This window comes from Paenibacillus sp. 2RAB27 (genome assembly GCF_052115445.1).
Taxonomy (GTDB): Bacteria; Bacillota; Bacilli; order Paenibacillales; family NBRC-103111; genus Paenibacillus_E.
Window position 1 is genome coordinate 162,648 of the sequence record NZ_JBFRGR010000007.1, and the last position, 23,431, is coordinate 186,078.

Consider the following 23,431-nt stretch of genomic DNA (forward strand, 5'->3'; position numbering starts at 1 on the left):
GGAGTGAGCAGCATGCCGAGTTCCATCGTGTTTAACATGATCAATATTAATAATCAGAATACGAATGCAACGATCGGGATTGGTGAAAATGCACAATCCAGCTGGGATTCCCATAGCAAAAACAATTACGGCACCGGTGAATTCATCGGTAATTCGATCGCCTGTAACTTCGTCAATACCATCTTTGATAATGACTTTATTGATGCGCCAATTAATGATCAGGACTTTAAACCAGCCATAACGAATCAAGTTTAAATGAAGGGTGGGTTGTAAGCGATGCTGAATCTACCCGGACCGTTAGACCCGCCATTGATTCAATTTGATTCGATTCATGTCAATTCGATCGCCGATGCTTCTGGCATATTCATTGGTACGAACGCACAAGTAAATTGGTCAACGAGCGGTAAAATCAATAGTGGCCTTGGTGAAGTGAGTGGTGAACATAACGTGGTGTGGAACAATATAAACACCGTGTACGATAACGATATCATTGATGCACCCTATACCAAGGGTGATTTGATCATTGGCCGTGTTTGAAAAATAAAGCTCCGCGGGCAGCCTTACTCGGCCGTTTGCGGAGCTTTCGTCGTTGCGTCTGTTGGAGGTGGAGAGGCAGCTGCTGTGGTGAAGCCCGATGCTTGTGCTTGCACAGTTATCATCTCTTGCAGCCATTCGGGCGTATCGTTATCGCCAACATTGAGCATGTCGAGGAAGTCGGAATCGTTCAGCATCGAACGGGTACCGACCAACTGATTATGGTCGCCTTCGACGGCGCCAAAGCCTTGAACTGTTTTTTGATTACTTTGAAAATCAGTGGGCCAATTATTTCCCATATTGATGCAGGATGCACTTTCCACGGAGCCAATCCGGATCGAACCGATGATAAAGGTTGGAGACATGAATGATGACACAGTCAATCACCTCATCTTTATACTTTTGACGACTGGGGAGGGGTATAGCGGTAGCCGGTTGAGGTTCGCTCAGGGCCTGGACCCTCTTGTTCGGGCGACGATTTCGAGAGATCGTCTGACGCGCGCTCCTGTCGCGGTTCTTTGGTGACTTGAGAACGCTGGAATGCCTTATCCACGGCCTCATCCTGCGCTTTCCCATTCGGTTTAGCACCGAAATTGTTGCCCAAATTCAACGAACCGCTAAGCTCCTTAATGTCGAGATGATCGAGTCGAAATGTTAAGTTTTCGAGAACAGGCTGATGGACGTGCAGATTATCGATATGAATGCGCGGGTGTTTAGCAGAGAGGTCGGCTAACTGTTCTTCCAATTTTCGAAGCCGCTGTTCCAATAAGTGAACGGTTTGTGTGTGTACGGAAGACGGCAAAGATTCTGTTCGCATAACTGATGGCGGTTTGGGAGTGGCGTTAGAGGGTCCGGTTGGAGGCGGCGACTTTTTCTTTTTTTGAAACCACATAGGTTAGGTCAGCTCTTTCGTGTATTCGGTTTAACATCAAACGTATCATTATCCAGGACCGCATGCTTCCCGCCCAACACAACATTACGTTTACCATTTATGGCCCCAAGCCCTTGATTCGTCTTGACAGAATGTCTTCTGCCGCTGATCCGATTACTGCCCTTATTAACGCTAGAGTTCTCCGTTATGTCATCAATATGAATGGATTGAAATTGGATCCGAACCATGGTCATTCCCTCCAAATCCTCTAATTTTAGCTTCTCCCTCCCATGTATATGGGGACAAACGCAGAATCATTTCTTTTTTTGCAAAACAAAAAGATCACCGTAGCTCCTCCTTCATAAAAGGAGGAGCTACGGTGATCTTTCTTCAACCGTTGTCTCAAGTAAACTGTATGGGAATAACCTTCTCTCCACCCTCCGGAGCAAGCGGAATACGAATGATAAGCAAACCGTTATGATACTGTGCTCGCATCTGATCGGTCAAAGCTCTGCCAGGCAAGCGAATCGCTCGCTCAAATGTGCCAAAATAGCGCTCAGACAGTCGCATTTGCTCATCACTGACCTGATAAGGACGAACGAGCATTCCTCTGATTAAGAGGGACTGGTCGCGGAAGGATAGCTGGATGTTCTCAGGGGATGACAATCCTGGAACCTCAGCGACCACAACGAGTTCCTGCGGCGTTTCATACATATCAACTCGGGGTCCGGTTAGCGGAATAATACTGGCAATATCCTGCCAGAACTCGGGGCCTAACACATCGCCGGCTTGCGCCGATAGTCCCTTCCAATCGGGTTTTGACGAACGATTGCCTGGAGGATTCATCTGCCATCATCACCTGACTTCACCATTAAAAGTAGAGCTGCAAGCAGCTTGCTACTAGTTTATGTGGGGATGCGTCGGATTATGGCTGACATCTAAAATGCGGGACATGCTTACTGCTGCGGAGGCTGCTGATTCGCCATCTGCTGCTGTGCCATGCGTACGAGTTCTCGTACCATCGCGCCGCCGATTGGACCGCCGACTCGGCCGGCGTCTTCTGAGCTGAGTTGCCCATTATAGCCTTGCTGCAAAGGGACACCAAGTGTGCGGGCAACCTCGTATTTGACAAGATCAGGTCGCTGCGGATTAACGGCATAGCCTTGATTTTGCATAACGTGGGCCTTGAGAAGCCCTAAGCCATGTTCGGATTCGGGCACCATAGCCCGGTTTCTTCTTCTTCGTGACATCGTCTATCACCTCTTAGGTGTTAGGATGCCCTGCCTCATTTCGAATCATGAGTACGAAAGGTGAAATATTTATGCCCGACATAATTGCCAATCGTGTACAAGCCATTCCCTACCAGGATGGCACCGTTATGGAGCCAGTTCGTGCTGGCATTTGGGAGATAAGAACTGAGCGCTTCGGCAAGCAGCCAGCTGATCCCATAAGAAAATCCGTAACAGACGAGTATGATCAGTCCGAACTTCCACCAACTGCTGCCGATGCTGGCTTTGGAGCGAAAGGTAAACGTACGGTTCAGCAGATAACTCACTACCGCACCAATCGTATTGCCGCCAAAGGTCGATAGCCAGTAATTCAGATCTAGTAGGTTATAAAGTGCAAAACTGGCGGATAGACCCACCAGCGTATTCAACACACCAACGAGTAAGAAACGCGCAAAGCTGCCTGTTAGCAAGGATTTGAGTGAAGTGGAGGTCATTCCAATTACCGCCTTGCAGAGGCAGGTTGACTCGCCTGCGAAGTGAGGGTTGCCTGCTCTTGAGCTTGCTCGGTTAAATCCTTTTCGATAACGAAAAGCGGGCGCTGCTTCACTTCTTTATATATTTTACCTATGTATTCGCCGATCAAACCAATCGCAAGTAGCTGTACACCACCGATGAACCAGACAGAGAGAATAAGAGAAGTCCAACCCGTAACGTTCTCCCCAAGTAATTTGCCTACAATCGCATAAATAGCCGCAACTACACTAAGTGCGAAGAGCAGAAAGCCCATCACCGTAACCAAACGAATGGGAGTTACACTGAAAGATGTGATGCCATCGAAGGCAAAAGCGAGCATTTTGCGCAGCGGATATTTGGATTCACCAGCAAATCGTTCCTTCCGGTCATAATAGACCTGTGTAGAGGGAAATCCTAGCAGAGGGACTAATCCTCGGAGGAATAAATTAACCTCTTGAAACTTCTCCAAATTATCGAGCGTACGCTTGCTCATTAAGCGGAAGTCCGCATGATTGTATTGAATTTTTACACCTAACGAAGTCATGAGTTTATAAAAGCCTTGCGCTGTAGCTCGCTTGAAAAAAGTATCAGATGAACGATCCTGACGGATACCGTAGACAATATCGTAGCCTTCATGGAATTTAACAAGAAATTCACGAATGACAGATGTATCGTCCTGCAGATCCGCATCGATGGAAACGACACAGTCGGAATACGCTTTCGCTTTCAGAAGTCCAGCGAGTAAGGCGCTTTGATGACCGGCATTTTTGGCCAGCTTAAGCCCAGTAATGAATGGATTGGAAAGGTGGAATCGCTCGATTAGCGACCATGTTGCATCTTTACTGCCATCATCAACAAATAATACCGTACTGCCCTGGGCAACCAATTGATCTGTAATGAGAGAATCTAATACTTCACTGAGTTGAAAAACAGTTTCGGGGAGGACTTCTTCTTCATTATAACAAGGGACCACAATGGTCAAAATCGGTTTAGACACAGTACCTCGTCTCCGTCCTAAGTAGGGAATAGATGAAATTCAGGCTTAAGCTTTTATTATAGCTAAAAGGACTAAAAAAAGTAAGCGGCCGGAACGGAATCACCGTCCCAGCCGCTGTCATGCAATTTATATTACCAACCAAACCCGAATGTACTAAGAACGATAACCAAGAGGACATATAGTACGAGGACTACAGCAGTGCTTGAATAACCTACGCCGCCAGTTCCGCAACCACAACTCATGTCAATCCCTCCCTTCACAAAATTACTATATGTCATCTGACTAGAAGGTGTATGGATGAATGACCCGATTGCGGAATAAATAATTGGGCAACGTGTCCATTTTGTGGGACTGGTAGGGGATGAGCACCTAAAGTAGGGAGGAGGCAATCAGACGCATGCGTTACGAGGAGCGTCAACCGGATGAGACATTGCAGCGTTATATTAAGTGTTATTGGTATTTGGAGCGGGATTACAGCGCGGCAGAGGAGGAGGAGACGCTGTGGCCAGATGGCTGCCAAGAGTTGATCTTTCATTATGGAGCTAATTTTTCTATAGGTGAGCAAGTGTTGCCAAGAGCATTTTTTGTCGGAGCCCTTTCACGTTATCATCCACTTACCGCAGAAGGTCCCGTTCGTATATTCGGCGTGCGATTGCTGCCATGGGGTTTGCGGGCTTTCAAAGAGATGGATCATCGTACGTTGATCGATAAGTTTCTGCCTCTCGCTGATTTGTTTCCCGAACATGAACTTCCTGAGTTGGTTCCGCAGTTGGCAGAGGCAGATTTGGACGAAGGCATCGCTTTGCTGACAGCTTATCTTTATCGTCATTTCCAACCAGAAACCAAGCATGCCGCGATGATTAATATATTGTCCAAACTATATCGAACACCGATGGAGCAGGATGTTCCCATCAGCGTCATCGAGAGTGGATACTCTCAGCGGCATTTTGAACGGATTTGTTCAGAGCTCGTTGGCATGTCACCCAAGCGATTAAATGCCGTATCCCGTTTTAACTTGGCTAGGCTCCAAATTTTCTTCAACCCAACGATTGATATCGCGAGCTGTATGGGCCAGTTCGGCTATCATGATTACGCGCACTTTTCCAAGGAATTTAAGAGGTGTCTCGGCGTTACACCGACGGCGTATAAGAAGTGGTTGTTGGGGCTTGGGGTGGTGCGTTAGTGGTTATTGAGTGACAGCTGATACATATCGACACAGCGGACACAAGCGACGCAATCGATACTGTAGACACACCAGACACAGACACAGAGGACACAGCGGACACAAGCGACGCAATCGATACAGTAGACACACCAGACACAGAGGACACAGCGGATATAAGCGACGCAATCGATACAGTAGATCAAGCGACACGGCTTCGGAACGGCAACCCGACAGAATCKAGCAACCCGACACCTCCGCCCCCCTCGATCCATCTGACTTTGCAGAAACTCTTGCCTTCAGGTGGTTGCTTAGGTAAATAACTGGAATTTCTCCATCTAATTGAGGAGTATTTGGGCGAATTTGTGAAGTAGCTGTATTTTCTCCAGTTAATATTGGCCATTTCCTTCGACAGGAGAGAAATAGGTGGAATTAACTGGATTTTTTCCATTTAAATACCAAAAACTTTGAATAGTGTCGAAAATAGCTGGAGTTTTTACAGTTAAAGTTGCAGGGAGGGGGGGGAGAGGTGGGATTGCTAAAGAGTGACAAGACTGACAAGAGTGAAGTACCACGAATTATGATAAGGTTTCCCACTTCGCCCACATTTCCCTAGGGTTCAACTCGTAAACTTCACTTTCCCGAAACATAAACTGGTGCATAATCAATTCGCGGCGCAAGGTAGCGAAATCTGGATGATAGTTTTTGAGGAAGAGGTTAAGCTCTTTTTCGGCGTAGGAGCGGCCTTTTTCTAGTTCAGTGACAAGATGCTCCAAGACAATCAGTTTTTTCTTGAGCTGTGCTGGTATATGTTTGAGCTTGCCATCGAGCGTAAAAAAGTTCCGTAAAACAGACTTCTGAAGATTTAAATTTTTGTCTTCCGTTTCCATGGATGCGGGAGCCTCCTTTTTATTTTTGAAAATCAAATCAGCAGTTGCTTGACCGTTGCTACGAATGAAGGCGTCGTTCAAGGTGAAATAAATCGTGTTTTTGTCACGGCGTTCATGAATCAAGTTGGCTTCGCGAAGTTTTGAGGCATGATGGGTAATGGTCGCGGGAGTAACGCTCAGCTTCTCAGCGAGAGTTTGCCCATTCGTTTCGCCGTCCGCCAACAAAATAAGCATACGAATACGCGTAGCATCCGACATGGCTTTGTGATAAGTGATGATTTTATCTAATTGCATAGACGAGAAACAACTCCTAGTAATCTAATTAGATATTAATCTAATTAGATAATAATTAAATTAGTTTGGCATGTCAAGCGTAAAAGTTTCCTTCTAGACAGGGGTCATGTAAAATACAAGTATGGAAGTCAAAGCTTAAAGGGGAAGAATGATGCGAATTCTCGTCATGACAGCAGTCGTCCCTGAACGAGATGCCATACAGCGGGGTCTTGGTCAGGATAGCAGATTTGAATATGCTTTAGCCGGCGTGGGGCTAGCCGCAGCGGCGGTGAATGGTGCCCTTGAGCTTGCTAAAGCCGATTATGACTTATTGATTATCGCTGGTATTGCAGGTGGTTTCGTCGGCCAAGCGGACATTGGCTCGCTTGTTATTGCGAGCGAAATCATCGCCGCCGATCTTGGCGTGGAGCTGCTGGATGGCTTCAGCAGCTTGGACGAGCTGGGCTTCGGCACAACGCGCATCAGCGCGAATGCCGAACTTGCCCAGCGTGTGACGGCGGCGCTGCAAGCCGCCGGTTTGCAGGCGCAAGCGGCGCCGGTACTGACGGTGGCCACGGCCACCGGAACAGCGGCAACCGCCGCTGCGCTGGCTGCGCGCGTGCCTGGCGCTGCCGCCGAAGCCATGGAAGGCTTCGGCATAGCGACAGCTGCGCAGCAGCGCGGGGTGCCTGTGTTGGAGATCCGCGCGATCTCCAACGCGGTCGGACCGCGAGACCGAGACGCCTGGCGGATCGGTGATGCCTTGAAAGCTTTAGAAGCAGCAGGTTCAGTCTTAGCGGAGGTGCTTTAAAATGAAAATAGCGTTCTCACCTTGTCCAAACGATACCTTTGTTTTTCATGCCTGGGCGCATGATTTAATCCCAGGCGCACCAGAACTCGATGTCCTCTACGCGGACATCGATATAACGAACCGTCTGGCTGCCGAAGGCACAGGCCCCGACGTGCTCAAAATCTCCTACGCAGCACTCCCATGGGTGCTGCAGGATTACGCCCTGCTGCCCTGCGGCGGCGCCTTGGGCAGAGGCTGCGGCCCGCTTGTGCTGACGCGGCCAAGCGAAGGAGCGGCTGACCCGGCTGCCCTTAGCGGCCGCCGAGTAGCCGTGCCAAGCGAACGCTCGACGGCGTACTTACTGTTCCGCCTATGGGCAGAACAGAACGTGCCTGGCGGCGTAGGCGAAATCGTGGTCATGCCGTTTCACGAGATCATGCCCGCCGTGCGGGACGGCCTCATCGATGCCGGCCTCGTCATTCATGAAGCGCGGTTTACTTACCCGTCGTACGGGTTAGCGCTTCTAACAGATTTGGGCAGCTGGTGGGAGCAAGACACCGGGCTGCCAATCCCACTGGGCGCCATCATCGCTCGGCGCACCATGGATTTGAAGGCGCTCGCGGGCTGGGCTCGCGCCTCCGTTGAGTACGCGTGGGCGCATCCGGAAGCTTCGCGCGACTATGTCATGCAGCACGCGCAAGAGATGGATCCGCAGGTCGCGCAGCAGCACATCGACCTGTACGTCAATGAGTTCACTGCTGATCTCGGCGATAGCGGCTATGGCGCTGTCTTAACCTTGCTCCAGCGGGCAGCGGAGACAGGTCTTGTGCCGCAGATGGATTATGCGGCTTTACTGAAATAGCACGGGTATGGAACAAGGCTGTCTTCCTTGTAGTTGAATCTACTTGGATAGACAGCCTTTTTGTGTTCTTTGTATACTCACGTAGCTCCGCGCAATACTCCTCATTTACGTTTTTTACACACTCAAATATAAAGTAAAGTTAAAGTAGATTTGTAGTCATCGAGCAATCATAATTGGCGTATGCAAGAACACTTAGGTTATGAGGTGAATGATTTAGCATGCCAACGAAGCTATTTTTATCCTTACGGGGCAAGTTCATTATTTTATTTGCTTTGCTCATTACGGTTCCCTTCTTTATTAGCGGGTGGATTACCTACTATCAATATATCTCGAATGTTGAAGAGGATTCCCGCAGATATACGCGCCAAATTATTGAGCAGGTTCACATTAATCTTGATCGATATATGAAGGACATGGATCGCATTACGATGGCGCCTTATTATAACCAAAACGTAATGAATATTCTGAGAAAACACCCAAGGCAAAGTAACTCCGTATTTGTGACTTCCGATGAATACAGCAAGATGAATTTGATGATTTCTTCACTCACCTTTGATCGAAGTGAGATAAGGAGCATCTTGATTTTTGCCCTTGACGGGAACTTATTTAGCAACCTGGAGACTACCGTTGATCGTTACTGGGAAGCTTCAAGCAACCCATGGATGGCAGATGTTCAGAAGGGGGACGGTTCCATTGTTATATTGCCGCCTCACGACGCAGGCTACTATTTGGATGGCACAGAAAGGGTCATTTCCATTGCACGTGTTGTTAGAGAAATTTCCACCAATGAATATTTGGGGATCGTGAAGGTTGATCTGACTGAGATGGGCTTCAAAAGCTTGTTGGATTCCACGAATTATAACGGCAAGAGTCAAATTTATATTTCGGATCGTAATGGTGTTGTGATCTTCCCGATTGATGGGGTGGATATGGATAGTTCATTGAGCTGGAAGGAAATTAACAACAGCAAAGAACAAATTTCGGCAAAGGTAAGTTCTGAATTTACGGGTATGCAAGTGACGGGTTTTATTCCGAAGAGTGAGGTAACCGCGGGAGCTCGCAAGCTAGTGAGGTCTACGATTATCGTTTCGGTTATTTCGATGCTAGTTGCTTACCTCCTAGCCGTTGTAGCTTCAAGCCGATTAGTGAAGCCTATTAGACATCTTCAGAAGAAAATGAAGAAGGTGCAGATGGGTGATTTCGGGGAACGAGCTGAAGTCGCCTCCCATGATGAAATTGGCCATTTGACAGGCGGCTTTAACATGATGGTAACAGAAATTGAGCGCCTGATTAAAGAGGTGTATGAAAGCAAGCTTCGTGAAAAGGATGCCCAGCTATCGACGCTCGAGAGTCAAATTAATCCCCATTTCATCTACAATACGCTGGAATCGATCAACCTGATGGCTCTGGAGTCGAATCATCCTAAGCTATCAAGTGTTGTCGTCAGTTTAGGCAGGCTGCTGCGATTTACGGTAGATAAGGATGAGCGCCTTGTCTATCTGAAGGACGAGCTGCTATTCGTGGAATCCTATATTCAGATTCAGTCGTATCGATTAGGTGGACAGCTTCAGATGGAGCTTGATGTCGACATGGGGCATGAGGAGTATCTCGTTCCCAAATTAATGCTTCAGCCTTTGATCGAAAATGTCATTGAGCATGCCATGGAAGAGGACCCTGTCATCGTCCGAATCGCCACATATTTAGAAGAGGATCACTTTGTCATCACTGTTTCAGACGATGGTAAGGGGATTAGCGAGGAAAGAATGAGGCAGATAGAAGCTCATATCTACAAAGAAAGCAATGAACACGGCGCAAGGGATGGCTTCGGATTCAAGAAGAAAGGCTTCGCACTGCGAAATGTTCACTGGCGAATCCGACTATTGTTCGGACCGAACTATGGGTTATTTCTAGATAAGAGCAATAAGCAAGGCACTCATTTTATTGTGAAAATTCCATTGCAGTGGGAAGGGGAATGACAAGTGCTTCGAATTTTATTAGTTGAGGATGAGATTAATCTTCGGAATGGTTTTCGTCATTTACTTGAGCATATCATAGGCGGGGTTCAGGTGGTTGGGGGAATGTCCAATGGCCAGGAAGCGATTGAATGGCTGAAGACAAATACGACAGATGCCGTCATTACGGATATCCGTATGAAGGAAATGAACGGGATTGAGATGATGCGGAGGCTTAGTGACCAATACCCTGAACTGCCAGTTGTCATCGTTAGCGGGTACAGTGATTTTGAATATGCACGGGACGCACTAAGGTATCATGCTGCTGATTATTTATTGAAGCCTGTAGACAAGGCTGAACTAGCCATTGTTATAGATCGATTAAAGAAGGAGCTTCTCAAAAATAATCCCCTGCAAGCCGAAATTGCCTCTTCTGCAAAGGAAGGGCAAGAGGAGCGGCAAATCATAAGAAAGGTTAAGGAGCTTATCGATAGTCATCTAGATCAGAACATCTCACTGCAATACTTGGCTGATCAGGTTTTCTTGAACCATAGATATTTGTCCGCATTGTTTAAGTCGGAAACGGGACAGAACCTATCGGAATACTTGACGCAGCGCCGAATAGAGAAGGCCAAGCAGCTATTAAAGACGACACATATGAAGGTTCAAGACATCGGAAGAATGTCGGGATATCCCAATGGCAAGTATTTCATGTCTTTATTTAAGCAGGTCGTTGGGTTGACGCCATCAGAATTTCGAGACCAATAGGAGTACGAATATTCATGCAGATTTTAAAACCAATATCGATACAATTCGAACCTATTCTGAATTTTAGGCCATAAAAGAGCGGGTTCGTTTTCTTTATAATAAAGTTTGTAAACGTTTCACTGAAGCGGTTACATAATACAAATTAAAGGGGAACCCGAATATGAATAAAAAGTTTAGCTTACTTATGGGCACGCTGCTAGTCACAACGTCAGTAGTAACTGCCTGCGGTACCAAAACAGATACGCCGGCAGCAACCGGAGCTACAACAGTGCCAAGTTCGTCAACAGAGGTGAAGGCGCAGAAGCCTGTTACACTGAAATTCAGCATATGGGGAAACGACACGCACAAGAAAATGTATGAGGATATGATTGCCAAATACAAGGAGAAAAACCCGAACATCAGCGTGGAGATTACGATCATTCCTTTTGCTGACTATCAGCAGAAGCTATCGATCATGCAAGCATCAAATTCAGCTCCAGATGTCGCATGGCTCGCTGAACGTATGATTCCGCAATTCATTCAGGGCGGTCAGCTTCTTGAAGTAACTTCTTTGAAAGCGGATACGGCGTATAAATTTGATGAGGTATATCCGACAACGCTTGAATTGTTAACCAAAGACAGTAAAATCTATGGCATTCCATTTTCTACACCTACATCGATGATCTACTACAACAAAACGATGTTCAAAGCAAAAGGACTGGCAACGCCAACTGAACTGTATAAGCAAGGGAAATGGAACTATGAGGAGTTCCTCAAAGCGGCAAAGACATTAGCTGACCCTGGAAAGGGTGTATATGGAACGAATTTTGTACGCAATGGCTGGACCAACTGGCCGGATGCCCTGCAAACCGTATTTAATTCATACGGCGCCGAACTGTTAAGTAAAGATGGTACGAAGTTTACTTTGAACTCCAAAGAGGGCGAGCAGGCGCTTCAGTTGTATTCGGATATGATCTTCAAGGATAAAGTGCATCCGAAGCCAGGGGATCAAACGACGTTCGACACGGGGAAAATTGCCATGCAAAAGGAATTGTTCAGCTATATGGGTAAAGCTAAGGCGATCAAAGACTTCGAGTGGGATATTGCTCCATTGCCTCAAGGGCCTAAAGGTGCGGGCACTACAATGGGATATGCTGGCGTTGTCGTTATGAAGGATAGTAAATTCCCGAAAGAAGCAACAGACTTCTTAAAATATATTACGAATAATGAGAATATGAACATTACGAGCCAATATTTCGTGCCAAGCCGCAAATCGATTTTGGAATCGGAATCATTCCTAAAGCAAGGGCCATCACCTGAGAGTGTGAAGCTTGCCGTCATCGATCAAATGGTAGGGGCTACTACGTTGCCAGCTCACAAAAATTGGCAGCAAATTGATACCAAGATGCAAACGATTCTTGATTTGCTCTATGCGCAGTCAGGTACGGTGAAGGATGTATTGACCAAAGCCGAAAGTGAAGTAAGCCCGTTACTTAAATAAAGAAGCATCATGGTAGTGGAGAAGTTTAGAGTAGAAGGAGTGTCTGACCGCGAGTTATGACCTAATACTGGCTAGCTGACTGAGCATTAGTCAGATCCCTTTTACTCGAAGCTTCTTGCGCTGCTGTGGATTTCGTGTGCTTTTTGATCGAATAACTTACAGAGAACGGAGAGAAACAACATGGATTCCGCAGGTGCGAAATTGACCCCATCCCTGCAGACAGGGCAACCCGTTTCCATCAGGAAACGTGCCAAGAGCCGCCTTGCTTCAAGTGGGGCATGGTATGCATACTTATTTATTTCTCCGATGGTACTCGGATATATCATCTTCTTATTGGTTCCAATTGTGGCTGCATTTGGCATGAGCTTCACCAATTACTCTCTCCTTCACGATACGGAGTATGTAGGGTTGGATAACTACGAGAAAGCATTTCTGAACGACCCTTTATTTTGGAAGACGGTATGGAACACATTGTACTTTTCGGCGGGGCTCATTCCCTTGAATTTGATGCTCGCGCTTGGTTTAGCACTTCTGTTAAATAGAAAAATACCAGGAATCAGCCTGTTTCGAACCGCTATATTTACGCCGGTAGTGACTTCGATTGTCGTATGGGCGATTGTGTGGAAATACATTTTTGCGACGGATGCTGGCTTGATCAATCAAATACTGCTGTTATTTAACATACAGGGACCCGCATGGCTTTACAATTTTAGCTTGGCGATGCCAGTAGTTATCGTAGTCAGCGTATTGAAGAATGTAGGTCTGAATATGGTGATTTTCCTTGCTGCGTTGCAGGAGGTTCCCAAAATGTACTATGAAGCTGCCAAGATTGACGGAGCCTCGCGCATGAGAACCTTCTGGAATATCACCTTCCCTATGATCTCACCAGCGTTTTTCCTAGCGCTTATCCTAACCTTAATCGGTTCGCTGAAGGTATTCTCCCAAATCCAAGTCATGACGGACGGTGGTCCGGGGACTAGTACCTATGTGCTTGTGTACTATATTTATCAGCAGGCGTTTAAGCAATTTGAATTCGGTTACGCATCTTCAATCGCTTTCATTTTGTTTTTCCTAGTGCTGATCTTGACCATCGTGCAATGGAATATGAGAAAAAGGTGGGTGCATCATGAACAATAACCAACAGGGTATACTTCGAAACCTGCCTATTTATACAGTGCTTTCTCTTATATCACTCGTTATCTTGTTTCCATTCCTATGGATGATCACGACTTCACTTAAGGATCCGACAAAAATATTTCTGTTTCCACCGCAATGGATTCCTGATCCCATTTCCTGGTCCAATTTTAAGCAAGTATTCGTCAAACAGCCCGAGTTTCCTCTTTACTTCTTCAATAGCGCTTATATAGCCATCGTGGTTACCATAGCTACTTGCTTGTTTGCGGCACTGGCTGGGTATGCGTTTGGCAAGATGAATTTTCGTTTCAAAAATATCATCTTCCTCATCCTGCTGACCGGTATGATGATTCCGACGGAGGTGACGGCGATTCCGATGTTCGTGTGGATGTCTAAGCTGCATCTGACCGACACGCACTTCCCGTTAATTGTTCCTTCCGTATTAGGTGCAGGCGGAATATTCGGCGTATTTTTACTTCGCCAATTTTTCATCATGGTACCAGATGAGCTGGAGGAAGCGGCGAAAATTGATGGCTGCACACCATGGACAACATTCTGGCGTATCATGCTGCCGCTTTCTACGCCGGCGTTATCCACGCTCGCTATTTTTACATTTCTTCACAGCTGGGATAACTATTTCGATCCGCTGATCTACATTAGCGATAATAAATTATTTACTTTACCTGTTGGACTCAAGTTATTCACGGATACGGCAGGGACGGATTGGCACTTATTGATGGCAGCCTCCGTTATGGCGACTGTCCCTTTATTGCTTGTTTTCTTTATCGCCCAGAAGCGATTTATCGAAGGTGTAGCTTTGACTGGTTTGAAATAAGTAGGGAAGACAATCTACAATTAAAAAGGAGCAAGACTGATGCTAAAAAAAGTGATAGCCAGTTTTATATGTTTTATCATGGTGCTGAGCATTGTAGTCGTTGTTAAACCTAAACCAGCGTCCGCTTTAGCGGGTTTTCCAATTTTCAAATACCAGGGGCAAGTCTTGGATCCGCTGAAATTAAAGTATAATCCTACCGACGAGATTATATTTCCGCAGGTTATTAACGCGAGGGATCACATCGCGAATCCGTTAGGCAATTATTATTTGTACTATGCTCCTCACGATGCGCCAGGAGGGATTAATCTGGCTTACTCCGATTCCTTGAACGGGCCATGGACGGAATACGAGGCTAACCCGTTAATCGCCAATGTTTGGTCTCCTCATTACAGTGTGTCACATGTGTCCTCACCGTATATGATATGGAACGATGCAGCTCAGAAATTTTACATGTATTACCATGGGGAAAATACGACGACAAGGATTGCCTCAACCTTAGACGGCATCAACTTTACGTATGAGCAAAAAGCGCTTGGCACTAGTGATTTTGTTGGCTTGATGGAAACCTCCTATGCCAAGGTGTTCAAGTATACGATTCCCTCCAAAAATAATACTTACATCATGCTGCTGATGGGTAATACCACAGCGAATAAAAGAAACATTTATCTGGCATGGTCGAATGATGGTCTCAACTGGACAACCCAAAAGAATCCATTGATTACCTCCAATGCATCTGAAGGAACCAACTTGTCCGGTCCCACTTATTTTCCATGGAATGGCAAGCATTATGTAGCTTACCATGCGTCTTCGGGCAATGTGCATATCACCGAGGTTGGTGCTAATTTTGATTTGGAGAACCATCTGGGCGTATTGCATGACTCTGATGACGTGATTGACCGGGGACGAACAGCCTCGGCTAACTTTGTATATGATGGCGAAGACTTATACATGTTCTATGAGCAGGGCGACCGATTAGGCGGCGTGCTTGCCTATGCCAAGATGGATCCGAATGCAGTTGAGCCTATAGACGAGATACCTCCACTGCCGCCAGGCCCATTTAAATATTTTAATGACGATATGAATAAGTATTCACGAGGCTGGTCCAAATTGGTCAATGGCCCTGGTTCCGTAACGCAGGACAGCGGGAATGTGAAAATTATAGATGCGAGCACCGGTTTTTCAACGTATTTACTGAAATCCGATTTCACACCTATGGTGGGAGCCTTCACTGTAGAGTATAGAGCCAAGGTAAATGCGGCAAACACCTTAAACGAATTTACAATCAGAAGTGGAAATTATCAGATTGGACTTTATTTAAAGTATGGCGCACAAGGTACGGCACAAAATAAAGCAAGCAGCCCAACAAAGACAACTACTTTGGATACAACCGTGTATCATGATTACAGAGTAGTTGTCCACGCTAATTATACCTATGACTTATACATTGACGGTCAATTAGCCTGGGCTGGAGCAGCCAGTTTAGGTACCGGCGGCAATGTGATGAAAATTGGCGGAGACACGTCTCCGATCGCTGATATTACATTGGACCATGTCAAAATGGGCAGTGGAGAAATCATTCCAGGAACAGCGGTTATTAATGCGGTATCACCCGTTGACGTGAATACGTATGTCAACGTTGCTCCAACATTGCCTTCAACCGTTTCTGTTACGTATAGTGACGAGTCGGTCGAAACGCTGCCAGTTACGTGGGACAGCCTAACACCTGTTCAATATGCGGCGGAAGGTACCTTTACTTTACAAGGAACTGTAGCGGGGACAGCCATACGAGCGGAGGCGCATATCACAGTAGGAGCTAGTCCGGCTGCTATTGTCAGCTTCGAGCCTAAGTTGGTTACGACCGCTGTAGGAGCAGCGCCAGTATTGCCTACTCATGTGACTGCCGTGTATGATAATCAGTCTCAAAAATCACACCCTGTCATCTGGGATACTGTGGCACCCTCGCAATATGCGCAGGCAGGAAGCTTTGTTGTGTATGGTTCAGTAGAGGGGACAGATGTGAGAGCGGTGGCTCAAGTCACTGTTAATCCTAACCCAGTGATTGTTAGTATCAATCCGATTGGGGTGTTAACAACGAAAGGCATAGCTCCAGAGCTTCCTACAGTAGTAACAGCCGTGTATGATGATCAATCTACTTCATCGCAGTCCGTTACATGGGATCTCGTGGAGGCTTCCCAGTATGCTGGGGCAGGCTCGTTTGTCGTAAATGGGGATGTCGCAGGCACAAGCATTCGTGCAGTAGCGAATATTACGGTAACGGAAATTCCGGCTGTTATTTTAGCAATTGAGCCTGTTGCCGTAAGCACGACAACTGGGATAGCGCCGATATTACCGACGGTTGTAACGGCTGTATATGATAATCAGCTAACCTCACAGCTTCAGGTTGTTTGGGACAACATCGCTCCAACGCTTTATGCACAAGTAGGTGCCTTTGTAGTTCATGGATCAGTATCCGAAACTGCGCTGCAAGCGACTGCGAATATAACGGTGACAGCCAGTAAAGACAATGGGGAAAACACGGATGATGGCACGGACGATACGTCTAATGGATCGGGTAGCGGCGGCGGTATCATAACTGTACCTGTCAAAGAAGAGCCCAAGGATCCGAATACATCTACAGTTACCATCCAAGATCTAGACATGGTTAACGCCATTGGGGGAGCTACGAACGGAACGATAAGCTTAAGTGTTTCAGCAGAGTCGACAACGAAGAAGCTTGTCATACAAGTTCCTGTTGCGTTGCTGAACAAAGCGGATGCCAGCCAAGTGAAACAGATCGCATTCCATGCAGGGACCTCTAAGGTCATCCTACCTATTCAAGCATTAAAGCAACAGGCAGGGACAGATGCGAAGAATATTCAGGTTGTCGTAACGAATGTTGAACAGGGAGTGCTTTCAGAACAGGTAAGGCAGTCCATTGGGAGCGGCAGTGTATTCCAATTTGACTTGCAAGTGGATGGAAAGTCGATTAAGGATTTGAGTGCCGAGGTTGCCCGCATAGCTCTTAATTACAAGCTGAAACCGGGAGAATCTCCAGAGAAAGTAATCGTAAGCTATGTGAACGCATCAGGGAAGTTAGAGGTACTTGTGAATGGGGCATACAATGCAGCTACAGGACAAGTGGAGTTCTCAACTGCAGCGTTTGGCAACTATGCTGTATTCTACAAGGATGTTACTTTCCAAGACATCAGTGAAGTATCTTGGGCGCAAGCAAGTATTGACGCATTGGCAGCGAGAGAAATAATCCGTGGTGTGAGTGAAACGAGCTTTGTACCGAATAGCCCGGTTACAAGATCAGAATTTGTGACACTGCTGATGAGAGCCTTCAGCTTCGATCATGAACAAGCTACGTCAAACACCTTCTCAGACATTGATCAGGAAGATTGGTACTACAGCTCTACTGCGACAGCTAGGCAGCTTGGTATCATAAGTGGCAGAGAAGACGGAAGCTTTGGTGCAGGGGATGAGATATCCAGACAAGATATGGCGGTTATGGCTTATCGCACCTTACTGGCGCTAAACGCAAGTATCCAGACGAATGCTGGCTCCAAGGTCTTTGACGATTGGGCTGAAATCTCGGATTATGCGGTAGAAGCAGTCAGCACCATGCAAAAAGCAGGTATCCTTGAAGGAAGTGATGGCAGCTTTATGCCGAACGACAACACGACAAGAGCGCAAGCGGCTGTGATCATTTACCGTTTATTGAATAAGTTAAAATAATAGAACGATCGACAACTAAAAAGGACTGCCGCTAAAGCTTCGAATTCACGAGCCTTGGCGGCAGTCCTATATGGATTTGAATCCATGTTGTGTATTCCGATTTAAAAACTTGGGAAAGGATGCTAATTCCAACCCTACCCGATCACATTCACCAGCCGACCCTCTGCAAAACTCTGCGCATTACTGCTCGCAACAGCCATCAACCTCGCTCTAGCTTCCTTCGTTGCCCATGCGATATGCGGCGTAATGATCACATTTTGCGCATGCAGCAAGGGATTATCTGGCTTTGGCGGTTCAACCGTTAGTACATCGAGTCCAGCGCCTGCTAGGCGGCCTTCATTCAGCGCCCGAGCCACATCCGCCTCGTTAAGCAATCCACCTCTGGCCGTATTAATCAGAATGGCCGACGGTTTCATCATAGCAATCCGTTCCGCATTGATCAGCTCATTCGTTGCAGGTGTCAATGGACAATGCAGACTAATCACATCAGCACGCTGCAGCAGCTCCTCAAGCGATACCCATTCAATGCCTTCCACGGGTTGTGGCACAGTGCGGCCACTGCCTGTTGCAATGACCTTCATGCCCATCGCCGATGCCATAAGCGCTGTTTGCTTGCCGATCTGACCGAGACCAATCAGTCCCATCGTTTGACCGCTTAACTCTACGAGAGGAGAGACACTATAGCTGAAATCAACCGACCCAGCCCAATCTCCTTGAAGCACACTGTCACTATGGCGCTGCACCCGATGGCAGAATTCCAAGACGAGTGCAAAAACCAACTGAGCAACCGAATGCGTGCTATACGCAGGAACATTGGTCACTACAACACCGCGCTCTTTCGCGGCTTGGACATCCACAATATTGTAGCCAGTCGCCAAAACACCCACATATTTCAGTGTAGGCAGCTGCTCCAGCGTTTGTGCGGAGAGAGGTGTTTTGTTCGTTAGCACCATGTCAGCATGTGCGGCGCGTTCTACAATTTCGGACTCAGCGGTACGTTCATAGACCGTCAACTCGCCAAGCGCTTGTAAACCACTCCAGTCCAAATCGCCTGGATTTAACGTATAACCGTCAAGTACAACAATGTTCATGACTCTACTCCTTTAGTCGGTTTGCTTAGAGTACTCCCAAACTATTTTCTACTTCTTCACACCAGGCTCTTTAAAAGGGTTCAAAAACACCTTCGGTATATGCGTCTCGAAACGCATTAACTTGCCTGTCGTCGGGTGCAAAAAGGCTAGCACTCGCGCATGCAAACCAAGTCGATTGATCTCCTTCGATTTGGAGCCATACTTTTTATCCCCAGCAACGGGGTGCCCGATATCCTGCATATGAACGCGAATCTGGTTTTTGCGCCCCGTCTCCAAATTCACCTCAAGCAGAGAGAAGCTCTTGTTCGCTTGCAGCGTTTTGTAATGCGTGACCGCATGCTGTCCGTCGTTGGGGTACGGTGTGGAGAACATTTTGAGCGATTTCGCGTGTTCTTTGAGCCAGGAAGAAATCGTTCCCTCTGGCTTACGCACCATGCCTTCCACTAGCGCAACGTACGTCCGCTCCTTGACGCTCTCTTGCCACGTGTTTTGCAGGTGCTGCTGCGCCTGTTCATTTTTGGCAAACATCATGACACCAGATGTGTCCCGATCTAGCCGATGAACGACAAAAATCCGCGCCTTCGGGTCATGATTCCGCACATGCGCCGTAAGTTGGCGATACGCCGTAATTTGATTTTCCTGTGTATCCGTTGCAATGGATAGAAGTCCTGCATCCTTTTGAATGACAATGACATCGTTATCTTCGTGCAAAATCGTCATGCCAGCGAGCGGAATATCCTCGACGACTTTATCCTTGTTGATCGTGACCGTCATCTCTGGCTGCAAGGGGTAATTATAAGCCGTTACCGCTTTGCCATTCACGGCGACTTGTCCACGAGCGAGGATAGCTTTGACCGCATTTCGGCCTAGACTCGATAGCTTTTCCAACAAAAAAGGTAGAAGCTCTATAGGTTCTTTCACCGTATACTGGCGAGTGCTCGACTCCTGACCACCCTTAACTGCGCCTGCTTGCAACGAGTAGGTTTGCGCTTTCTGAGTACCGAACTTGGGTTTATGGCTGGGGCTTCCTTTTGGACGTGAACCTTGTTTCTTTTGCATCTTAAAATACCTCCTAGTACGATGGCTTACCTTCCGGTCAGATCATTCGACCTCCAATATACCACGTTCATAAAAGCAAATGAAATGATCTACAGCTTCTGAATCGTACTCCCCGTAAAAAAATCCCCCTGCAGCCGCACATGCTCAAAAGGTAAATGCGGATTGGCAATCCGCCATAGCATGCGATCCGCTGCGCGATAGCCAGCCTCTCGTATCGGCAGCTGAGGGCGAGAACAGAGCGGCAGCGTGTCGCTTTGCTCATTCAAGAGGGCAACCAGCGAGCATTGCTGCGGCACATTAACCCCTAATCGGCGAAGCGTGTGATACACAGGCGCAGCTTCTTCATCAATGCCACAAATGACTGCCGTTGGCTGACGCAGCTGATACTTGCTCTCAAAATCCTGTAGCCACTTCTCCGAACCATCCCGCTCTACCGCGTGCTCACTCGGATCCACCGTCAAGCCCGCCTCTTTCATCGCTTCGGCAAAAGCCTGCCACCGAATAACGAATCCGCGTTGATCCTTCGTATCACCTACATAAAGGATGTTCCTGTGGCCCATTCGCACCAACCTTCGCACCGCCTGATAAATAGCCTCGTACACATCCCAAATGACACTGTCGACCCTAGACTCCGGCGGCGGAAAGTTCAACAAAATCCGCGGCAGCTGCAGCTCTAACAGTTTTTGCTCCAAGAGATCCCAATTCATCCTTGGTGCGATAAACACCCCCTCCGCATATAACAAACCTTCTTCTTCGGCCCAGTCATCAAATTGCGAGGGCTTCAATTTAGGTGGTATAAGCAGCGGTTGAACCGTGTGGCCAAATTCCATGAAGCGTTCATGCAAGCCTTGCAGCAACAAGCGATTGAAGTTCAAAGATTGCTTGTTCTGAACGAGCACGAACCTGCGTTGCACAATGGGATACGGTGAGATGAGATCTTGCTGAAGTGTTTGTTTCTGATCTTTAGTCATGTAGCCCAACTCGCGTGCGAGTTTGAAAACTTCACTTCGTGTCTGCTCTGACATACCAGGCAATCCGCGCAGCGCTTTGGATACCGTTTGTATCGTTAAACCGAGCTGTGCGGCCAAATCGTGGAGTGTAATACGTTTACGCATATGTCTGAGATGCTCCTTTTCTGCTACCTTCTGTACCTTCAATTTTAAACTAAATTTAAACTAAAAAGAAGGTTAATTTTAAACTACACTAAGAGAGAAGTAAGGCATGGAATATACATCGGAGTACCAAATAATTAACTTAAGGGAGCGAGTCAGATGATCAAACAGATAGAAGCAGATGTGGTTGTAGTAGGTGGAGGACCAGCGGGTGTCAATGCGGCGATTGCAGCAGGGAGAAGCGGAGCCAAAACCGTTTTAATAGAGAAATACGGCTTCATTGGCGGCATGTCGACGGCAGCGCTTGTGTATCCTTGGATGACGTTTCATACAACGGATGGCAAACAAGTCATTGCAGGGCTCGCGCAAGAAATTATTGACCGCCTCATGGCGATGAACGCATCCCCGGGACATCTTCGGGATACCGTTGGTTTCGTGAATACGATCACACCTTATCACCCTGAAATATATAAAGTTCTTGCTGTCGATATGCTCAAAGAAGCGGGAGTTAAGCTGCTTTTCCATAGCTTTGTCGATCATGTGGAAACCGTAGACAATCGCATTCAATCGGTACAGTTGACGTCCAAATCCGGCCGAATTGATGTAAGTGGCAAAGTGTTTATCGATACAACAGGTGACGCTGATCTTGCGTTTCTATCTGGTGCCCCGTGCCTCAAAGGGCGTGACGGCGATAAAGCAACACAACCAATGACGATGAAATTCAGAATGCGCGGAGTAAATCTGCCTGCCGTGAAACAATACATGATTGACCACCCAGATGAGTTTTATAAAAAGACGCCTTTCTCCGAGCTCGCTGATCTCCCTCTTTCTGGTGTACTCGGCTATTTCAAACACTGGAAGGAAGCGAATCTTCCGATCAATCGCGATCAAGTGCTGTTCTTCACAGGTCCTGAGGACGACGAAGTACTGGTCAATACTACGCGTGTGCAGGGGCTGGATGGCACCAATGTGGAGGATTTGACAGAGGCCGAGGAGCTTGGTCGCAAACAGGTGTTGATGGTTGCTGAATTTATGCGCAATAACTTGCCAGGCTTCGAAAAAGCCTCCATCTCCAACGTTGGCGCACAAATTGGTATTCGTGAAACGCGCCGGATCGATGGTCAATATGCGCTGCAAGTGGATGATGTTGTGCAGGGCCGTCATTTTGATGACGTGATCGCACGCAGCGGCTATCCGATCGACATCCACGATCCATCTGGTAAAGGCGTAACTGCAGCTTGGGTCAAAGGGGACGGTGCCTACGACATCCCGTACCGCTGCCTGCTGCCGCAAAAAATCGAAAACCTGCTCACCGCAGGTCGCTGCATCTCCACCACGCATGAAGCGCTGGCGACTACACGCCTTACGCCAAGCTGCATGGCCACGGGCCAAGCAGCAGGCTCCGCAGCTGGGCTCGCTGTGAAGCACGGCGTTCTTCCAGCGGAGATTAACGTCGCCGAATTGCAAGCTGTCCTTGAGAAGGACGGAGCTTTGTTGAAGTAGTATTGGGTGTCGAGGAGTAACGGATAAATTTAACGTGAAAAAGTACAGTTAATTTCCTGCATGTTTAGGTTGAAACTACTTTAAATGGAAAACCTCCAGCTATTTTTCGGGTTCCTAGCTCATTTGCGGGAAATCCCCGAAATTAACGGGAGGTTTTCCATTTATTTACATTTTCAAGATGAAATCGCGGAATTAGCTGTAGATTTTCCAGTTAATCCTGTGTCTGGACGGGATGGAGGTTGGGCACTCGAATATGCCCCCTCAAATCAGGGAACACTAGCACATACGTATCCTATGAGTATGAGAGGTGGTACCCTATGCTTTTATACCAGTTAACGCAATGGTTCGAAGAACGCACCAGCCTACAGCAAGCACTGCAACGTGAACCGGCAGAATCGGCCGGCGAAATCAGTCAGAAAATCCAAGAGGTCGAGCAGCAGCTTTACTCACATGCTGAACGCTGGAAAAACGCTATCGAAGAAGCCTCCTACCTGCAATTCCCTTATGAAGTCCCCCATTTGGACGATGACATGGTTCTTTAAAGATTTGTTATATTTGCATAATCGCCACTAAAGTCGTCCCGCATGGGAGGGCTTACCTTTGTATTTCCGCGGTTTTCGTGTAGAATTAGAGGGCAC

The 23,431-nt window shown here is 47.3% G+C and carries 25 protein-coding genes; 13 read left to right on the forward strand and 12 right to left on the reverse strand.

The features are described 5' to 3' along the window. The first annotated feature begins 12 nt into the window (after positions 1–12). Positions 13–255, forward strand: coding sequence for a spore germination protein (locus AB4114_RS13075; protein WP_056609042.1), 243 nt, complete (start codon positions 13–15; stop codon positions 253–255). A 21-nt stretch (positions 256–276) separates the two neighbouring features. Then, complete coding sequence (locus AB4114_RS13080) at positions 277–537, forward strand: hypothetical protein (RefSeq protein WP_441988854.1); 261 nt, start codon at positions 277–279, stop codon at positions 535–537. 23 nt (positions 538–560) lie between these two features. Here the strand turns inward: AB4114_RS13080 and AB4114_RS13085 are convergent, their stop codons facing one another. The 8 genes from AB4114_RS13085 to AB4114_RS13120 all read right to left on the reverse strand — a co-directional run bounded on the left by AB4114_RS13085 (position 561) and on the right by AB4114_RS13120 (position 4,386). Then, the gene (locus tag AB4114_RS13085; protein WP_441988855.1) at positions 561–911 is read right to left on the reverse strand and encodes a hypothetical protein; all 351 of its coding nucleotides are present in this window, start codon (positions 909–911) and stop codon (positions 561–563) included. Positions 912–928: 17 nt separating this feature from the next. Continuing rightward, positions 929–1,426 (reverse strand): hypothetical protein, encoded by a 498-nt coding sequence (locus AB4114_RS13090; RefSeq protein WP_441988856.1) that lies wholly within the window; start codon positions 1,424–1,426, stop codon positions 929–931. 8 nt (positions 1,427–1,434) lie between these two features. Beyond that, a complete protein-coding gene (locus tag AB4114_RS13095; RefSeq protein WP_441988857.1) occupies positions 1,435–1,653 on the reverse strand; it encodes a hypothetical protein in 219 nt (72 codons plus the stop codon). Positions 1,654–1,807: 154 nt separating this feature from the next. Then, a complete protein-coding gene (locus AB4114_RS13100) occupies positions 1,808–2,251 on the reverse strand; it encodes an Hsp20/alpha crystallin family protein (RefSeq protein ID WP_441988858.1) in 444 nt (147 codons plus the stop codon). Positions 2,252–2,361: 110 nt separating this feature from the next. Then, on the reverse strand, positions 2,362–2,655 hold the full coding sequence (locus tag AB4114_RS13105; protein WP_441988859.1) for an alpha/beta-type small acid-soluble spore protein: 294 nt from the start codon (positions 2,653–2,655) through the stop codon (positions 2,362–2,364). Positions 2,656–2,690: 35 nt separating this feature from the next. Beyond that, positions 2,691–3,128: a GtrA family protein gene (locus AB4114_RS13110; RefSeq protein ID WP_441988860.1), complete on the reverse strand. Its 438-nt coding sequence runs from the start codon at positions 3,126–3,128 to the stop codon at positions 2,691–2,693. 5 nt (positions 3,129–3,133) lie between these two features. After that, the gene (locus AB4114_RS13115; RefSeq protein ID WP_441988861.1) at positions 3,134–4,144 is read right to left on the reverse strand and encodes a glycosyltransferase family 2 protein; all 1,011 of its coding nucleotides are present in this window, start codon (positions 4,142–4,144) and stop codon (positions 3,134–3,136) included. A gap of 131 nt (positions 4,145–4,275) precedes the next feature. Then, positions 4,276–4,386 (reverse strand): MYXO-CTERM sorting domain-containing protein, encoded by a 111-nt coding sequence (locus AB4114_RS13120; RefSeq protein ID WP_200962405.1) that lies wholly within the window; start codon positions 4,384–4,386, stop codon positions 4,276–4,278. Between the two features lie 155 nt (positions 4,387–4,541). On the opposite strand from AB4114_RS13120, the gene AB4114_RS13125 reads away from it, so the two are divergent. Further along, positions 4,542–5,327, forward strand: a complete 786-nt coding sequence (locus AB4114_RS13125) for an AraC family transcriptional regulator (RefSeq protein WP_441988862.1) — start codon at positions 4,542–4,544, stop codon at positions 5,325–5,327. A 557-nt stretch (positions 5,328–5,884) separates the two neighbouring features. On the opposite strand, the gene AB4114_RS13130 is transcribed toward AB4114_RS13125, so the two are convergent. After that, positions 5,885–6,490: a metalloregulator ArsR/SmtB family transcription factor gene (locus AB4114_RS13130; protein WP_441988863.1), complete on the reverse strand. Its 606-nt coding sequence runs from the start codon at positions 6,488–6,490 to the stop codon at positions 5,885–5,887. A gap of 148 nt (positions 6,491–6,638) precedes the next feature. Between AB4114_RS13130 and AB4114_RS13135 the strand changes: the two genes are divergently transcribed. The 8 genes from AB4114_RS13135 (at position 6,639) to AB4114_RS13170 (ending at position 18,028) form a co-directional block, all read left to right on the forward strand. Then, positions 6,639–7,280, forward strand: a complete 642-nt coding sequence (locus AB4114_RS13135) for a futalosine hydrolase (RefSeq protein WP_441988864.1) — start codon at positions 6,639–6,641, stop codon at positions 7,278–7,280. Position 7,281: 1 nt separating this feature from the next. Further along, the gene (locus tag AB4114_RS13140) at positions 7,282–8,121 is read left to right on the forward strand and encodes a 1,4-dihydroxy-6-naphthoate synthase (protein WP_441988865.1); all 840 of its coding nucleotides are present in this window, start codon (positions 7,282–7,284) and stop codon (positions 8,119–8,121) included. Positions 8,122–8,339: 218 nt separating this feature from the next. Then, complete coding sequence (locus tag AB4114_RS13145; RefSeq protein WP_441988866.1) at positions 8,340–10,097, forward strand: sensor histidine kinase; 1,758 nt, start codon at positions 8,340–8,342, stop codon at positions 10,095–10,097. 3 nt (positions 10,098–10,100) lie between these two features. Beyond that, positions 10,101–10,841: a response regulator transcription factor gene (locus AB4114_RS13150; protein WP_441988867.1), complete on the forward strand. Its 741-nt coding sequence runs from the start codon at positions 10,101–10,103 to the stop codon at positions 10,839–10,841. A gap of 160 nt (positions 10,842–11,001) precedes the next feature. Continuing rightward, the gene (locus AB4114_RS13155) at positions 11,002–12,321 is read left to right on the forward strand and encodes an ABC transporter substrate-binding protein (RefSeq protein WP_441988868.1); all 1,320 of its coding nucleotides are present in this window, start codon (positions 11,002–11,004) and stop codon (positions 12,319–12,321) included. A gap of 180 nt (positions 12,322–12,501) precedes the next feature. Then, positions 12,502–13,458 carry a carbohydrate ABC transporter permease gene (locus AB4114_RS13160; protein WP_441988869.1) on the forward strand — a complete coding sequence of 319 codons (957 nt, stop codon included), beginning with the start codon at positions 12,502–12,504 and terminating at the stop codon, positions 13,456–13,458. Continuing rightward, entirely contained in the window at positions 13,448–14,290 is an 843-nt protein-coding gene (locus tag AB4114_RS13165; protein ID WP_056609069.1) for a carbohydrate ABC transporter permease, read from the forward strand. Before AB4114_RS13160 ends, AB4114_RS13165 begins: the two co-directional genes overlap by 11 nt. A 39-nt stretch (positions 14,291–14,329) precedes the next feature. Beyond that, on the forward strand, positions 14,330–18,028 hold the full coding sequence (locus tag AB4114_RS13170; RefSeq protein WP_441988870.1) for an Ig-like domain-containing protein: 3,699 nt from the start codon (positions 14,330–14,332) through the stop codon (positions 18,026–18,028). 134 nt (positions 18,029–18,162) lie between these two features. On the opposite strand, the gene AB4114_RS13175 is transcribed toward AB4114_RS13170, so the two are convergent. The 3 genes from AB4114_RS13175 to AB4114_RS13185 form a co-directional block, all read right to left on the reverse strand. Continuing rightward, positions 18,163–19,119: a D-2-hydroxyacid dehydrogenase gene (locus tag AB4114_RS13175; protein ID WP_441988871.1), complete on the reverse strand. Its 957-nt coding sequence runs from the start codon at positions 19,117–19,119 to the stop codon at positions 18,163–18,165. Positions 19,120–19,167: 48 nt separating this feature from the next. Further along, positions 19,168–20,178 (reverse strand): RluA family pseudouridine synthase, encoded by a 1,011-nt coding sequence (locus AB4114_RS13180; protein ID WP_441988872.1) that lies wholly within the window; start codon positions 20,176–20,178, stop codon positions 19,168–19,170. An 89-nt stretch (positions 20,179–20,267) separates the two neighbouring features. Beyond that, positions 20,268–21,293, reverse strand: coding sequence for a LacI family DNA-binding transcriptional regulator (locus tag AB4114_RS13185; RefSeq protein WP_441988873.1), 1,026 nt, complete (start codon positions 21,291–21,293; stop codon positions 20,268–20,270). A gap of 156 nt (positions 21,294–21,449) precedes the next feature. Between AB4114_RS13185 and AB4114_RS13190 the strand changes: the two genes are divergently transcribed. Next, positions 21,450–22,793: an FAD-dependent oxidoreductase gene (locus tag AB4114_RS13190; protein ID WP_441988874.1), complete on the forward strand. Its 1,344-nt coding sequence runs from the start codon at positions 21,450–21,452 to the stop codon at positions 22,791–22,793. Between the two features lie 317 nt (positions 22,794–23,110). Continuing rightward, positions 23,111–23,335 carry a hypothetical protein gene (locus AB4114_RS13195; protein ID WP_441988875.1) on the forward strand — a complete coding sequence of 75 codons (225 nt, stop codon included), beginning with the start codon at positions 23,111–23,113 and terminating at the stop codon, positions 23,333–23,335. The last annotated feature ends 96 nt before the right edge of the window (positions 23,336–23,431 follow it).